General features: G+C 72.6%; 14 protein-coding genes and 3 tRNA genes. 14 read left to right on the forward strand and 3 right to left on the reverse strand.

Features of this window, described 5'->3' with window-relative positions; translation table 11 throughout:
* The first annotated feature begins 93 nt into the window (after positions 1-93).
* From PSH03_RS31825 to arfB, 6 genes are all read left to right on the forward strand, one after another.
* Positions 94-1,143: an AAA family ATPase gene (locus PSH03_RS31825; protein WP_210786400.1), complete on the forward strand. Its 1,050-nt coding sequence runs from the start codon at positions 94-96 to the stop codon at positions 1,141-1,143.
* On the forward strand, positions 1,140-2,153 hold the full coding sequence (locus PSH03_RS31830) for a DUF58 domain-containing protein (RefSeq protein ID WP_238691278.1): 1,014 nt from the start codon (positions 1,140-1,142) through the stop codon (positions 2,151-2,153). The genes PSH03_RS31825 and PSH03_RS31830 overlap by 4 nt, the downstream gene beginning before the upstream one ends.
* Complete coding sequence (locus tag PSH03_RS31835) at positions 2,150-3,109, forward strand: VWA domain-containing protein (protein ID WP_210786402.1); 960 nt, start codon at positions 2,150-2,152, stop codon at positions 3,107-3,109. The genes PSH03_RS31830 and PSH03_RS31835 overlap by 4 nt, the downstream gene beginning before the upstream one ends.
* Positions 3,110-3,147: 38 nt before the next feature.
* Entirely contained in the window at positions 3,148-4,017 is an 870-nt protein-coding gene (locus PSH03_RS31840) for a S1C family serine protease (RefSeq protein ID WP_210786403.1), read from the forward strand.
* Positions 4,018-4,115: 98 nt separating this feature from the next.
* The gene (locus PSH03_RS31845) at positions 4,116-4,412 is read left to right on the forward strand and encodes a hypothetical protein (RefSeq protein WP_210786404.1); all 297 of its coding nucleotides are present in this window, start codon (positions 4,116-4,118) and stop codon (positions 4,410-4,412) included.
* Positions 4,413-4,446: 34 nt separating this feature from the next.
* Entirely contained in the window at positions 4,447-4,872 is a 426-nt protein-coding gene (gene arfB / locus PSH03_RS31850; protein WP_210786405.1) for an alternative ribosome rescue aminoacyl-tRNA hydrolase ArfB, read from the forward strand.
* Between the two features lie 95 nt (positions 4,873-4,967).
* On the opposite strand, the gene PSH03_RS31855 is transcribed toward arfB, so the two are convergent.
* Both PSH03_RS31855 and PSH03_RS31860 read right to left on the reverse strand, forming a co-directional pair.
* Positions 4,968-5,834 carry a 3-methyladenine DNA glycosylase gene (locus PSH03_RS31855; RefSeq protein WP_238691279.1) on the reverse strand — a complete coding sequence of 289 codons (867 nt, stop codon included), beginning with the start codon at positions 5,832-5,834 and terminating at the stop codon, positions 4,968-4,970.
* 33 nt (positions 5,835-5,867) lie between these two features.
* On the reverse strand, positions 5,868-7,307 hold the full coding sequence (locus PSH03_RS31860; RefSeq protein ID WP_238691280.1) for a hypothetical protein: 1,440 nt from the start codon (positions 7,305-7,307) through the stop codon (positions 5,868-5,870).
* Between the two features lie 174 nt (positions 7,308-7,481).
* Between PSH03_RS31860 and PSH03_RS31865 the strand changes: the two genes are divergently transcribed.
* The 4 genes from PSH03_RS31865 (at position 7,482) to PSH03_RS31880 (ending at position 8,897) form a co-directional block, all read left to right on the forward strand.
* Positions 7,482-8,285, forward strand: a complete 804-nt coding sequence (locus tag PSH03_RS31865; RefSeq protein WP_238691281.1) for a fumarylacetoacetate hydrolase family protein — start codon at positions 7,482-7,484, stop codon at positions 8,283-8,285.
* 108 nt (positions 8,286-8,393) lie between these two features.
* A tRNA-Gln gene (locus PSH03_RS31870) sits at positions 8,394-8,465 on the forward strand.
* A gap of 134 nt (positions 8,466-8,599) precedes the next feature.
* Positions 8,600-8,672, forward strand: a tRNA-Glu gene (locus PSH03_RS31875).
* A gap of 152 nt (positions 8,673-8,824) precedes the next feature.
* Positions 8,825-8,897: transfer RNA gene (locus PSH03_RS31880), tRNA-Glu, on the forward strand.
* A gap of 209 nt (positions 8,898-9,106) precedes the next feature.
* Here the strand turns inward: PSH03_RS31880 and PSH03_RS31885 are convergent.
* Positions 9,107-9,793 carry an IclR family transcriptional regulator gene (locus PSH03_RS31885; RefSeq protein WP_007456408.1) on the reverse strand — a complete coding sequence of 229 codons (687 nt, stop codon included), beginning with the start codon at positions 9,791-9,793 and terminating at the stop codon, positions 9,107-9,109.
* 49 nt (positions 9,794-9,842) lie between these two features.
* On the opposite strand from PSH03_RS31885, the gene leuC reads away from it, so the two are divergent.
* From leuC to PSH03_RS31905, 4 genes are all read left to right on the forward strand, one after another.
* Complete coding sequence (gene leuC, locus PSH03_RS31890) at positions 9,843-11,288, forward strand: 3-isopropylmalate dehydratase large subunit (RefSeq protein ID WP_238691282.1); 1,446 nt, start codon at positions 9,843-9,845, stop codon at positions 11,286-11,288.
* A gap of 14 nt (positions 11,289-11,302) precedes the next feature.
* Positions 11,303-11,890 carry a 3-isopropylmalate dehydratase small subunit gene (leuD, locus tag PSH03_RS31895; RefSeq protein WP_238691283.1) on the forward strand — a complete coding sequence of 196 codons (588 nt, stop codon included), beginning with the start codon at positions 11,303-11,305 and terminating at the stop codon, positions 11,888-11,890.
* Between the two features lie 172 nt (positions 11,891-12,062).
* Complete coding sequence (locus PSH03_RS31900) at positions 12,063-12,746, forward strand: HU family DNA-binding protein (RefSeq protein ID WP_238691284.1); 684 nt, start codon at positions 12,063-12,065, stop codon at positions 12,744-12,746.
* 163 nt (positions 12,747-12,909) lie between these two features.
* Complete coding sequence (locus PSH03_RS31905) at positions 12,910-14,856, forward strand: endonuclease/exonuclease/phosphatase family protein (protein ID WP_238691285.1); 1,947 nt, start codon at positions 12,910-12,912, stop codon at positions 14,854-14,856.
* Positions 14,857-14,882: the final 26 nt, after the last annotated feature.

Genomic DNA, 14,882 nt, shown 5'->3' on the forward strand with positions numbered 1-14,882 from the left:
TTCCGCGCGGCTCATCCCCATTCCGGCCACTCCGGGCCGGTCCCTGCCGCACAATCCCACGTTTGCCGAGCGTGTGCCAGGGAAGCAAGCACCGTGACGGACATCTCGGACACCCTGGCCAGCATGCCCAGCCCGGTCGATCCGGAGCCGACCGGCATCGAGCTGGAACAGACCCTCTTCGAGGTCAAACGCGTGATCGTCGGGCAGGATCGCCTCGTCGAACGCCTGCTCACCGCCCTGGTCGCCAACGGACACTGCCTCCTGGAGGGGGTACCCGGCGTGGCCAAGACACTGGCCGCGCAGACCCTCGCGACAGTGGTCGGCGGCACCTTCTCCCGGATCCAGTTCACCCCGGACCTGGTGCCCTCCGACATCGTCGGCACCCGGATCTACCGGGCGTCCAAGGAGACCTTCGACATCGAGCTGGGCCCGATCATGGCCAACCTGGTGCTGGCCGACGAGATCAACCGGGCCCCGGCCAAGGTCCAGTCGGCGCTGCTGGAGGCGATGGCCGAACGGCAGGTCTCGATCGGCGGGCGCAGCTGGCCGGTGCCGGAGCCGTTCCTGGTGCTGGCCACCCAGAACCCGATCGAGTCCGAGGGGGTCTACCAGCTCCCGGAGGCACAGCGTGACCGGTTCCTGATGAAGGTGGTGGTCGACTACCCCAGCGACGCCGACGAACTGGCCATCCTCTACCGGATGAGCACCGACCGGCCCACCCCGCGTCCGGTGCTCGACGCGCAACGGCTGCGGGACCTCCAGATCCACGCCGAGCGGGTCTTCGTCCACCACGCGTTGGCCGAGTACGTGGTGCGGCTGATCCTCGCCACCCGCGACCCGGGCCGGTTCGGGCTGCCGGAGATCGCCCCGCTGTTGGCGTACGGGGCCAGCCCCCGGGCCACCCTGGGCCTGGTCGCCGCCGCCCGGGCACAGGCCCTGCTGCGGGGACGGGAGTACGTGCTGCCCGAGGACGTCCGCGAGCTTGCCGTCGACGTCCTCGCCCACCGGCTGGTGCTCTCCTTCGACGCGGTGGCCGACGGGGTGTCGGCCGAGAGCGTGGTGCGACGGCTCGTCGAGGCGGTGCCGCCGCCCCGGCTGGCCACCGGGCACCCGCAGCAGACACCGGATCTGGCGGCGGCATGAGACGCGCCGCCGTCGCGCCCGCCGACCCCGGCCTGGCCGAGCTGGCCCCGGACCAGCGCCTGCGCCGCCTGGAGCTGACCGTCACGCGCCGACTGAACGGCCTGCTGCACGGCCAGTACCGTGGTCTGCTGCCCGGTCCCGGCAGCGAACCGTCCGGCAGTCGCGAATACCGGCCGGGCGAGGACGAGGTCCGCCGGATGGACTGGGCGGTGACCGCCCGGACCGCAGTGCCGCACGTCCGGCAGGTCGACGCCGACCGGGAACTGACCACCTGGCTGCTCGTCGACGGCAGCGCCAGCATGGAGTTCGGCACCGCCGAGCTGGACAAACGGGAACTGGCGGTGGCCGCCGTCGCGGCGGTCGGCTTCCTGACCGCGGGCGTCGGCAACCGCCTCGGCGCCCAGGTGCTGCGCGCCGACGGGGTACGCCGCTTCCCGGCCCGCAGCGGGCGTACCCATCTACTCTCCCTGCTCCGCGCGCTGCTCGCCGCCCCCCGGGCCACCGCGCCCACCGACCGGCCGGGGCGTGGGCCGGAAACCCCACCGCCCGACCTGGCCGACGGCCTCGACGCTCTGCACCGCATCGCCAACCGGCGTGGGCTGGTCGTGGTGGTCTCCGACTTCCTCGACGGCCTGCCCGACGACCCCGGCCAGACAGCGCCCTGGGAGCGGACCATGCGCCGGCTGGCCGTCCGGCACCAGGTGCTGGCGATCGAGGTGACCGACCCGCGTGAGCTGGAACTACCGGACGTCGGCCTGATCACGCTCGTCGACCCGGAGACCGGTCGGCACCGCGAGGTGTGCACATCGGACAGTGGGCTGCGCGAGCGGTACGCCGAGGCCGCCACGGCCCAGCGCGAACAGGTCCACCAGGCGCTGCGCCGCAGCGGGGCCACCCACCTGCCGCTGCGCACCGACGGCGACTGGAGCGCGGACATCGTCCGGCACGTGCACGGCCAGCGTCGGCTGGCCGCCGCGCCGGTCGGCCGCCCCCGGGGAGGTGCCGCGTGATCTGGCAGTCGCCGTTGCGGCTCTGGCTACTGCTCGGCGTGCTCGCCCTGGTCGTCGCGTACCTGGTGCTGCAACGCCGACGCAGCCGGTACGCGGTCCGCTTCACCAACCTGCGGCTGCTGGACCGGGTGGCGCCGGAGCGGCCCGCCTGGCGTCGACACGTACCGGCCGGGCTCTTCCTGGCCATGCTGGCGCTGCTCGTGGTCGGCTTCGCCCGACCGAGCGCCGAGGTCCGGGTGCCCCGGGAACGGGCCACTGTGATGGTGGCGGTGGACGTCTCCACGTCGATGCTCGCCACCGACGTCGAACCGGACCGGTTGGCCGCGGCGAAGGAGGCCGCCCGGCGCTTCGTCGAGGGCCTGCCCGACGAGTTCAACGTGGGTCTCGTCGCGTTCGCCGGCAGCGCCGCCGTGCTGGTGCCCCCGGGCATCGACCGGGACGCGCTCGACGAGGGGATCGACCGGCTCGCCGAGGGCATCACCGGTGTCCAGGGCACCGCGATCGGCGAGGCCATCAACACCTCACTCGGCGCGGTCAAGAGCCTGGACAGCGAGGCCGCGAAGGAGACCCCACCCGCCCGGGTCATCCTGCTCTCCGACGGCGCCAACACCTCCGGGATGGACCCCATGGAGGCGGCCGCGGAAGCGGTGAAGGCGGAGGTGCCGGTGCACTCGATCTCGTTCGGCACCCCGTCCGGGTTCGTCGACCGAGGTGGACGACCCATCCAGGTGCCGGTGGACGGACAAACCCTCAAGGCGGTCGCCGAGGAGACCGGCGGCATGTTCCACGAGGCCAGCACCACCGACGAGCTGCGAGCCGTCTACGACGACATCGGCAGTTCGGTCGGCTACCGCACCGAGCGGCAGGACATCTCGGCCCGGTTCATCGGCCTCGGACTGGTGTTCGCGATGGGTGCCGCCGCCGGGTCGATGCGCTGGTTCTCCCGGCTGCCCTGACCGCCGCGCACAACCGACGTCGACAGTGAGGAGTACGCATGGCAGTGCAGACCGGACTGGGCGAACCGCGCGGTCCCTGGTTCATCTCACCGGAACTCGACCCGGACGGGCGCGGGTGGTGGGACACGCCCGAGCGGGACCCGGGAGGGCGACGGCCTGGGCGGCTGCTCGCCGTGTTGGCAGTGGTGGCGGTCTCGGCCGTCTCCGGTGCTCTCGCCGGCGGCGTGGTGGCCAGCCGGGACGGGGCTGGGGGCCCGGCAGCGGCGTCCGCCGCCCCGGTGCCGGCCGAGCTGGTCACCGCGGCCGAGCGGACCGTACCCGGGGTGGTGTCGGTGCTGGCCGGCGGCACGACCGGCGGATCCGCGACCGGCGGGTCCGCGACCGGTTCCGGCTTCGCGGTGGACGACCAGCAGCACCTGATCACCAACGACCACATCCTGGCCAAGGGGGGTGGCGGGCCGGTGACAGTGGAGCTGCCCGACGGCCGCCGGTTCGCCGCCGAGGTGGTCGGACGGGAGCCGCGCAGCGACCTGGCGGTGCTGAAGGTGCCGGCATCGGCCGGTCTCACCCCGCTGCCCCTGGCCAAGCCCGGCGCGACCCGGGTCGGTGAGCCGGTGCTCGCTGTGGGGTCGCCGCTCGGTCTGGCCGGAACGGTCACCGCGGGCATCGTCAGCGCGCTCGACCGGCAGGTGCGGCTCGGCAACAACCGGCACACCGCGGTGCAGACCGACGCGTCCATCAACCCCGGCAACTCCGGTGGGCCACTGGTCAACGCGCGCGGGGAGGTGGTCGGGGTGAACACCGCCATCGCCACCATCGACGGAAACGGCTCGATCGGCATCGGGTTCGCCATCCCGATCGACCAGGTGCAGCAGACCGCCGACACGATCATCGGCAAGGGTGGCTGAGCTGCCCGAACGCCCTGACGGGGGCCACCACTGTCAGATATCCGGCCGGACGGCATCGGATCATGGAAATATTACGCTCGGTATGGATACTGGCGGAGGTGGAGCGTCCTCTTCTCACGGTCCTCCTGCTGGTGGGCCTGGTCATCGGATGTGCAGTGGGGTCGGCGTACGCCCGGGCACGACGCGGGTGGAACGATTACCAGACCGTCAAGAAATCGGTGCCAGGCGCCCGCCGGGGCGCCTGGTCGCTGATCCGTGGCGTCGTCGTGAAGGCCGCGGTGATCGGGGTGCTTCTCTTCGGCGCGGTGGCGTACGCGGCCGTCGGCTCCGACGAGGAGACCGCCGGGCCGGCACCCAGCCAGTCCCCGACGCAGAGTGAGCCTCCGCACCGATGACCCCCGGCGGGTCGTCGCGGGTTAGCCTCGGGGCGTGGACGACGGACTGCGGGTGACCGACCGGTGGGTCGTCCCCGCCGGGGAGCTACGGGAGCGCTTCTCCCGCTCGTCGGGGCCGGGCGGGCAGGGTGTGAACACCGCGGACTCCCGGGTCGAGCTGAGCTACGACGTGGCCAACTCGCCGGCCGTGCCCGAGTGGCTGCGGCCGCGGGCGCTGGCCCGGCTGGCCAACCGCCTGGTCGACGGGGTGCTGACGATCGCCGCCAGCGAGCACCGGGCCCAGCTGGCCAACCGGGAGGCGGCCCGGGCCCGGATGACCGCCCTGCTGCGGGAGGCCGCCGCGCCCCCACCGCCGACCCGCCGAGCGACCCGCCCGTCCCGTGGAGCCAAGGAACGCCGGCTGGCCGAGAAGAAACGCCAGTCCCAGCGCAAGCGGGACCGCCGCGCCGACGACGACTAGTCCGGGACGACGACCAGGCCGGGACGACGACCAGGCCGGGACGACGACCAGGCCGGGACGACGACCAGGCCGGGACTACGCCTAGTCCGGGACGACTAGTCCGGGACGGCGGCGAGCAGCCGGTCGCGCAGCACGGCGGCCCGCTCGGCGAACCCGCGCTGGGCCGCCGCGTACTCCGCCCGGCCGTCCGGAGTCTCCACGCGCACCGGCGGGTAGCCCAGTGCCGCCAGGTCGTACGGGCTGGCCCGCATGTCCAGCGTGCGGATGTCCCGGGCCAGGGCGAACGCGTCGGCCACCAGTTCCGAGGAGACCAACGGCGACAACTTGTACGCCCACTTGTACAGATCCATGTTGGCGTGCAGGCAGCCCGGCTGCTCGTGCGCGTGCTGCGTCTCCCGGGTCGGGGTGAGCAGGTTCAACGGGCGGGCCGGCGGGGTGAAGAACCGGAACGCGTCGAAGTGGCTGCACCGCACGCCCCGCTCCTCGACGATCCCGGCGGTGCGTTCCGCGCTGAGCCGCAGCGGCCAGGCGTTGTGCCGCAGCTCCTCCCGGGTCTGCCGGTAGACCATCGCCCACTCGTGCATCCCGAAGCAGCCGAAGTGCGGCGCACGTCCACGCGTCGCCTCGAGCAGGGAGCGGATCCAGGCGATCGAGTCGCCGCGCCGGGCGCGTACCCCAGCGGTGTCGAGGGTGACCCCGGCGGTGCCGGCGCGGTAGTCGCGGCCGAACTCGGCCGGATCGGCGTCCCGCAGCTCGACCCCGGGCCCCGGATGCCAGCGCCGCAGCTGGGCCGGGCGGTGCGAGTAGTAGGTGAACAGGAAGTCGGCCACCGGATGCCGCTCACCGCGCCGTCGCCGGGCCAGGTGCGGGGTCAGCCAGACGTCCACCCGCTCCTCGTGGGCCCGTCGGCGGGCCTGCCACTGCGTCGCGTCGAGCACGGCGGGGGCGAGGGCGGCGGTCACGCACCCAGGGTACGACCGCCGCCCGCACACCGATCAGGGCATCTGCACCCGGACCCCGGCGGAGAACACCCCGCTGCGCAGCTCCAGCTGCTGGGGCGGATCCCGCCCGTCCACGGTGAAGACCAGCGGGAGCACCATCCGGGTGCCCGCCGCCATCGGGTCGGCGAAGACGTCCCGACCCAGGTTCGCCGTCCGGGTGGCCGACTCGTCGGTGCTCACCCAGCGCCCGCCGGGCAGGTACGCCCGTTGCAGCTCGCTGTGCCAGGGCTGGTGGTCGCCGGTGACGTTGCGCACACCGACGGTGGCCTCGCAGCGTCGCCCGTTGGCCGGTGCGGCACCGCCGCCGTCGGCCTTCCCGGCGGTGCCGGGCGCGCCGCAGGTCATCCGGTACACGGTGAACTCGAACGCCGACTCGCGCAACGGCACGCCCAGCGACCCGTTGACCCCGGTGCCCACCCACGCGCCGCTGGTGGGCTGCTTCTGCGTGTCGATCGCGGCGACCTGCCGGGTCGCCGTCCAACCCGCGGTGCCGACCACACCGGCCAGCACCACGACGGCGGCGCCCACCAACATCCAGACCGGCGGGGTACGCCGACGCCGTACCGGACTCGGCGCTGCCGGGCGCGGGTAGACCGTCCCGCGGTCACTCTCGCCGCCGCCGGTGGACAGCGCGGCGGCCGTCACCCGACGCCCGCGCCGACGTCGCCACACCCACACCAGGGCGGCGCTGATCAGCAGCAGGACCGCCAAGCCGGCGAGCAGCACCGGGTAGCGGCGCCACGGCGGCGCCTCGCCCGCCTCGGCCGCCGGTGCCGCTGCCGCCTGCCAGGTGGCAGTGGCGCAGTCGTACGGCCGGCTGCCGTCACTGGTGAACGCGCAGGTCGGCGCGGTCAGTGGCCGGCCCGGCGCGGTCGCCGCGAGCGCGGTGCCCAGGGTGGTGGTGCTGTGCGCGGGCAGCCGCAACCGCCAGGTCACCTCGGTGGCCGATCCGCCGGCCGGGGTGGACCGGCCACCACCGCTGATCGCGGTCGTCGACGAGCCGGGCGGCAGTTCCTGACGCACTGTGGTCTCCAGCGGGGAGTTGCTCACGTTGCGCACCTGGATCCGGTACCTCGGTGCCGGGCTGCTCTCCGTCGCGACCGCCACAGTGACCTGTTGCGGGGGCGCCGACGCCGGCGCCCGGGCCGGTGGTGCCATCGCCGGTGGCGCCGAGGGCGGGGTGGGCTCGGTCACCCGCGCGACCATCGCCACCGGCGGCCGGGTTCCCGCTGGTGCTGCTGTGGCGGCCGGTGGTGCTGGCGTGGCCGCCGTTGGTTGTGGCGTGGCCGCCGTTGGTTGTGGTGTGGCGGCCGGTGGTCGTGGCGTGGCCGCCGCCTCCGGAGCCGCCGTCGGCAGGGCCGGCACGGCGGCGAGGATGCCGAGGCAGTGCACGAACACTGCGAGGGCTCTGTGGTGTCGTGTCGATGCAGGCATACGAACGAACCTCCGGAGCCGACGCTAGGGGCGAGTCGCCTCCGTGCGGGTACGAAGTCGAGAAGTCCGCACCGGTCACCTCCAGCTCCGATAGGGTGCCGCGCGCTGACGGGTTGAGCACACCCGAGCGCCGGTCCTGGCCGGTTGGGGCGTCGGCGGCGCTAGATTGGCCGGGTGCGTATCGCTCGTTTCGCCCATGCCAAGGGAATGTCGTTCGGTGCCGTCGAAGGCGAAGCGGAGGCCGGGCCACAGGGCCTGACCATCGCCGAGATCGAGGGCCACCCGTTCGGCAATCTCTCCTTCAGTGGGGCCCGCTGGGCCCTCTCCGACGTCCGGCTGCTCTCGCCGATCCTGCCCAGCAAGGTCGTCTGTGTCGGCCGCAACTACGCCGACCACGCCGCCGAGCTCGGCAACGAGGTGCCCAGGGAGCCGCTGCTCTTCCTCAAACCGTCCACCTCGGTGATCGGCCCCCGGGACGCCATCCGACTGCCGATCTTCTCCAAGCAGGTCGAGCACGAGGCGGAGCTGGCGGTCGTGATCGGGGCGCCGGGTGCGCGCCGCGCCGACCGCGCCGCCGCCGAACGCGCCATCTTCGGCTACACCTGCGCCAACGACGTCACCGCTCGGGACCTGCAGCGTTCGGACGGGCAGTGGACCCGGGCCAAGGGCTTCGACTCGTTCTGCCCGATCGGCCCGTGGATCACCACCGGGCTGGACGTCTCCGACCTGGAGATCCGGTGTGAGGTGGGTCGCAACCCGGAGGAGATGGAGGTACGCCAACTCGGCCGGACGAAGGACATGGTCTTCGACGTGCCGGGCCTGGTGTCGTACATCTCGCACGTGATGACTCTGCTGCCCGGCGACGTCGTTCTCACCGGCACTCCAGCCGGGGTTAGCCCGCTTGTCGAGGGGGATACGGTCACCGTGCGGATCGACGGCATCGGCGAGCTCACCAACCCGGTGGTGCCCGTCGCCTGATCCGTCTGATGCCCCTGTTTCCGCAGCTCACGGGTGGTTCGGGGGGATCGGATTTGGCCTGCCGGCACCGGGAGGGTAAAGTTCACTCCCGGCGCCGCAAGGGGCCAATGGGGTATGGGGTAATTGGCAGCCCGACTGATTCTGGTTCAGTTAGTCTAGGTTCGAGTCCTGGTACCCCAGCGCTGCTGGAATTCGCGAGAATTTCCAGACGCTGGATTCTGACGGAGTTCGACTCCGCCCCTTCGGGGGCGGAGGGTGGTCTTCGGTAGAGTGCAGCTCCTCCACCGGTAAGGTGGGGGAGCAAAAGTTGTTCTGGCCCCGTCGTCTAGCGGCCCAGGACGCCGCCCTCTCAAGGCGGTAGCGCCGGTTCGAATCCGGTCGGGGCTACAGCGTGCACAGCCCGTCTCACCTCGTGAGGCGGGCTGTTTCGTGTCCGCCGCCGGACCCTCGGGTGAGAGCGCACCCCGCGCTCGTGCCCGGGTGCGGTGCCGCTAGACTACATTCGCACCGCCCGCGAGGGTGGTGAACGGAAAAGTTCTGGCCCCGTCGTCTAGCGGCCCAGGACGCCGCCCTCTCAAGGCGGTAGCGCCGGTTCGAATCCGGTCGGGGCTACAACCAAAGGCTCATCTCGCGACGCGAGATGAGCCTTTCTCGTCCCCACCCACCCCTCGCCTTGGTGATCAAGAGCTTTGCGTCACGACACGCGGCAGGCGGTGACGCAAAGCTCTTGATCACCGGGAGCGGTCGGGTTGGGGCGGGAGGGCGCGGCGCGGGCAGGGTGGGAGGACGGGGGAGGGGCAGGGGTTGGGCAGGGGTGGGGGTTAGAGGCCGGATAGGCGTTGGCCGGCTCTTACTACGGCCATGGCGTGGCGTTCGCCGGGGCGGCGGCCCAGGCGCTCGATCGGGCCGGAGATGCTGACCGAGGCGATGACCCGGCCGGTGCGGTCGCGGATCGGGGCGGAGACGCTCGCCACACCGGCCTCCCGCTCGGCGACGCTCTGCGCCCACCCGCGTCGGCGTACCTCGGCGAGGGTGCGGCCGGTGAACTTGCTGCGCGGCAGCAGCGGCATCACCGCCTCCGGCGGCTCCCAGGCGAGCAGGATCTGGGCTGCGGAGCCGGCGGTCATCGGCAGTACCGAGCCGACCGGGACGGTGTCCCGTAGACCGCTGGCGCGTTCCGCCGCCGCCACGCAGATCCGCTCGTCGGCGCGGCGCAGATAGAGCTGTGCGCTCTCACCGGTGGCGTCGCGCAGCGCGGCCAGCAGCGGCTCGGCGGCGGTCAGGAGAACGTCCGGCGCGGCGTTGGCCAACTCGCCCAGGCGAGGGCCGGGCCGCCATCTGCCCTGGGTGTCACGCACCAGCATTCGGTGGATCTCCAGGGCCTGGGCCAGGCGATGTGCTGTGGCCCGGGGCAGCTTGGTGCGTTCGACGAGTTCGGCCAGGCTGGCGCCGTCCACGCAGGCGGCCAGGATGACCACCGCCTTGTCGAGAACGCCGACACCGCTCATACTGTGTCCCACAAGCCGAAACTTACCTCCCAGAATTTAGGATGTCCAGATGGTGGGAGTCACTCCTGAGCCGAGGACCCTGGCCGAGAAGGTCTGGGACGCGCACGTCGTACGGTCCGCCGCTGGTGAGCCGGACCTGCTCTTCATCGACCTGCACCTGCTGCACGAGGTGACCAGCCCGCAGGCCTTCGACGGGCTGCGGCTCGCCGGGCGCCGGGTGCGTCGTACCGACCTGACCCTCGCGACCGAGGACCACAACACCCCGACCGGGTACGCCGACCCGGCGTTCCGCCTCCGCCGTGGTGACCTGCTCACCATCGCGGACCCCACGTCGCGTACGCAGATCGAGACGTTGCGCCGCAACTGCGCCGAGTTCGGCGTGCGGCTGCACCCGCTCGGCGACGACAACCAGGGCATCGTGCACGTGATCGGCCCGCAGCTCGGTCTCACCCAGCCGGGCCTGACGATCGTCTGTGGCGACTCGCACACCGCCACCCACGGCGCCTTCGGCGCGCTCGCCTTCGGCATCGGCACCAGCGAGGTGGAGCACGTGCTGGCCACCCAGACGCTGCCGCAGAGCCGGCCGAAGACGATGGCCGTGAACGTCACCGGCCGGCTCGCGCCCGGCGTGACCGCCAAGGACCTGGTGCTCGCGCTGATCACGCAGGTCGGCACGGGTGGGGGTCGCGGGCACATCGTCGAGTACCGCGGCGAGGCTATCCGCGCCCTCTCCATGGAGGGGCGGATGACCATCGCCAACATGTCCATCGAGTGGGGCGCCAAGGCCGGCATGATCGCGCCGGACGAGACCACCTTCGCGTACCTCAAGGGTCGACCGAACGCGCCGCAGGGCGCGGACTGGGACGCGGCGGTGACGTGGTGGCGGACGCTGCCCACCGACGAGGGCGCGCGCTTCGACGCCGAGGTGACCCTGGACGCCAGCCAGATCACCCCGTTCGTCACCTGGGGCACCAACCCCGGGCAGGGTGCGCCGCTGAGCGCCCCGGTGCCGGACCCTGAGGAGTTCACCACCGACTCGGAGCGCACCGCCGCCCGCCGGGCCCTGGAGTACATGGACCTGCGCCCCGGCACCCCGCTACGGGAGCTGCCCATCGACGTGGTCTTCGTGGGGTCCTGCACGAACGGCCGCCTGGAGGACCTACGGGCCGCCGCCGACGTGCTGCGTGGCCACCGGGTCGCCGACGGCGTCCGCATGCTCGTGGTGCCCGGCTCCGCCGCCGTGCGCGAGGCCGCCGAGGCCGAGGGGCTGGACAAGGTCTTCGCCGACGCCGGGGCCGAGTGGCGGTTCGCCGGCTGCTCCATGTGTCTGGGGATGAACCCCGACACGCTGAAGCCGGGCGAGCGCTCCGCCTCCACCTCGAACCGCAACTTCGAGGGCCGTCAGGGCCGGGGCGGGCGTACCCACCTGGTCTCCCCGCCGGTGGCCGCCGCCACCGCAGTGGTCGGCCGGCTGGCCGCCCCCGCCGACCTGTAGAAGGGACCGACGAGATGGACAAGTTCACCACCCACACCGGCACCGCCGTGCCGCTGCGCCGGTCCAACGTGGACACCGATCAGATCATCCCCGCCGTGTACCTCAAGCGGGTGACGCGGACGGGCTTCGCCGACGGGCTGTTCAGCGCCTGGCGGGAAGATCCGGCATTCGTACTCAACGATGAAAACTATTCTGGGGCGTCGATCCTCATCGCCGGCCCGGAGTTCGGCACCGGCTCCTCCCGGGAGCACGCCGTCTGGGCGCTACGGGACTGGGGCTTCCGTGCCGTGGTGGCCCCGCGCTTCGGTGACATCTTCCGCGGCAACGCCCTCAAGGAAGGTCTGTTGCCGGTCGAGTTGGAATTGAAAGCCGTCGAAGAGTTGTGGGACCTGGTCGAGGCGGATCCCACCACTGCGCTGACCGTCGACCTGACCGCCCGCCAGCTCAGGGCGGGGGACGCGAGCTGGTCGTTCCCGCTGGACGACTTCAGCCGTTGGCGGCTCCTGGAAGGCCTCGACGACATTGGACTCACCCTCCGCCACGCCGGCGACATCGACTCCTACGAGGCGCGCAGACTGCCGTTCCTGCCCTCGGTTGCATAGCCGTTAGGCCGCCCGCGCAGCGGATTTCACCCCCATCGGTCCATCCGGTGGGGGTGAATCCGTTACGACACAAGGGCTTTTTTCTACCGAATGTTTGTGTCCCGGCAGCACAGGGCATACCGTGCGCGCAGAATGGCTCGCGACGAGTCAGTTGCACAATCGGGAGGAAGTCGTGAACAAGGCCGAGCTCATCGAGGCGCTCGCCGTTCGCCTGGGGGACCGGAAGATGGCGACGGCCGCGCTCGACGCGGTCCTCACCGAGGTCCAGGCGGCGGTCACCAAGGGCGAGAAGGTGGCGATCACCGGATTCGGAGCATTCGAAAAGCGTGTGCGTGGCGCGCGAACAGCGCGCAACCCGCGTACCGGCGAGGCGGTGAAGGTCAAGAAGACGTCAGTCCCGACCTTCCGCCCCGGCGCCGGGTTCAAGGAGATGGTGGCCAGCGGCAAGGTGCCGAAGGCCACGGTGGCGACGAAGAAGACCGCCACCAGCACCGCCACGGCCAAGGCGGCGGGCACGAAGGCGACCGGCACCAAGGCGGCCACCGCCAAGGCGGCGGGCACCAAGACGACCACGGCGAAGGCGGCCAGCAAGAAGACCGCCCCGGCCAAGGCGAGCAAGACCGCCACGGCGACCAAGACGGCCGCCAGCAAGAAGACCGCCCCGGCCAAGGCGAGCAAGACCACCACGGCGACCAAGACGGCCGCCAGCAAGAAGACCACCGCGGCGAAGAAGACCACCGCCGCGACCCGGTCGACCGCGGCGAAGAAGACCACCGCGGCGGCGAGCAAGAGCACGGCGGCCAAGAAGGCGCCGGCGAAGAAGGCTCCGGCCAAGAAGGCGGCCAGCAAGCGCTGACCGACCCGTACCGCAAGGGCGTCCACCAGTGGGTGGGCGCCCTTTCGGCGTACCGGGACGGATTTTCGGCGTACGGCGACCCGTTGACCCTGTTGGTTCGCTCGCGCAGAATCGCCGTGCCGGCCACCCCTGGGCCGGCCCGTCGACGGGAAATGGGGCGCCGGTGCGCTACCGCCAGCTCACCACCGGCACGCTCGTGCTGGGCGTGGTCCTCCTCATCGACGTGCTGCGGGTCTGGCTGCCCGGCATCATCACCATCTTCGGTCAGGCGGCGTCCACCCCGGCCGAGCTGATGGGGGCGTTCGCCCTCGGCTGGTTCGTGCTCGCGATGGGCGCACCCGCCGTGGTCCGCCGAGTCGGAGCCCGCCCGGTCACTGTCGTCGCCGCTGTCGCGCTCGCCGTCGCCCGGCTCGCGCTCACCGCCGCTCCCGGCGGGCGTACGCAGCTCTGGTTGGCCACCGCCGGGTTGCTCGCCGGGCTGGTCTGGCTGGTCGGCGTCGCCACCGTCACCGACCGCCCGGTCCCGGGGCTGGCGCTGGGGTTCGCTGTCAACGCGGCAGTGCACGCGGGGCTGGACACCGTCGACCTGGTCTGGCGGGGTGACTGGGTGGCCTGGCTGCTCAGCGCCGTCGCGGTGGCGGTGTTCCTGGTCGGCACGGCGCGATCCGGCCGGCGCGGTGGTGCAGGTGACGCCCTCGCTGGCCCCGCTGACGCCCCTGTCGGCCCCGCTGACGCCGCTGCCGGCCCTGGTGGTGGCCGAGCCTGGCTGCTGGCCGGTCCGGCGCTGCTGCTGGCCGGAATGGTGGCGCTCTCCCCGGCGCTGGCCCGGACCGGGATGTCGTACCTGGTCGCCGGGGACGGGGTGGCTCGTTCGCCGCTGTTCGGCCTGGCGCCGGTGCCGGTGGCGGTCGCCGGGTTCCTGTGCGCCGCGTTGACCCGGCCACCGGTTGGGTGGGGCCGGGCGTACGGTCCGGTGGCGCTGCTCGGCGGCGCCGTGCTGTTCGCCCTCGACCGGGGCGACCTGCTCGTGCCGGCCATCCTCCTCGCCGCGGTCGGCCTCGGCGCCTGCCTCGCGCTGACCGACGACGCCAGCCAGCCAACCAGCGACACCGCCAGCACCAGCGCCTCCCGACGGGGGCACGCGGTCGCCGCCGGGATGCTCGTCTTCGCGCTGGGAGCGGTCGGCTACTACTCGGCCTACGACCTCGGCTACCCCAACGCGGCGGTGCCGGTGGTGGTGGCCGTGCTGATCGCCGCCGTGGCGTTCACCGCCCGCCCCGTCGTCCACCGGCTTCCCGGGCCGTTTCCGCCGCTCCGGGCCGCCGCCGCGGTCACCGCGCTGGCCCTGCTGGCCCCGGTGCTCGCCGACGAGGTGCCGGTGGCCAGCAACCGGGACGGCCCACCGGAACGGTTGACGGTGGTGGCGTACAACATCCGGATGGGGTTCGGGCTGGACGGCCGCTTCGACCTGACCGGCCTCGCCCAGGTCGTCGACCGGCAACGGCCCGACGTGGTGCTGCTCAGCGAGGTGGACCGGGCGTGGTTGCTCAACGGCGGGCACGACACCCTGGACCTGTTGGCCGACCGGCTCGCCATGCCGTACGTCTTCGGGCCGGCCGCCGACCCGGTCTGGGGTGACGCGGTGCTCAGCCGTTGGCCGGTACGCGATCCGCGAACCCTGCCGCTGGCCGCCGTCGGCGCACCCACCGGAGCGCAGGCCCTCGCCGTCACGCTGGACCTCGGTGACGGTGTCCGTACCGCAGTGGTGAGCACCCACCTGCAACCGCCGCCCGGCAAGGGTCCGGTGGTCCAGGCCCGCGCGGTCGCCGACTTCGCCACCCGGTACGCGGCCGGTCGGCCGTTGGTGGTGGCGGGTGACCTGAACACCGAGCCGGGTGACGAGGCGTTCGCGGAGTTCACCAGGGCCGGCCTGGTCGACGCGCTGGCCGCCGCCCGACCGCTGGCGACCAGCCCGGCGGACGATCCGCGCCAGCAGATCGACCACATCTTCGTCTCGCCCGGCCTGACCCCGAGTGATCCGGTCGCGCCGCGCAGCACCGCCAGCGACCACCTGCCGGTCGCGGTGACAGTGACACTGCCGCCCCGCTGACCAGGCCGCGCCCGTCGAACGTGGGC

The sequence above is a fragment of the Micromonospora salmantinae genome (assembly GCF_022230905.1).
In the GTDB taxonomy this organism is placed as follows: Bacteria; Actinomycetota; Actinomycetes; order Mycobacteriales; family Micromonosporaceae; genus Micromonospora; species Micromonospora salmantinae.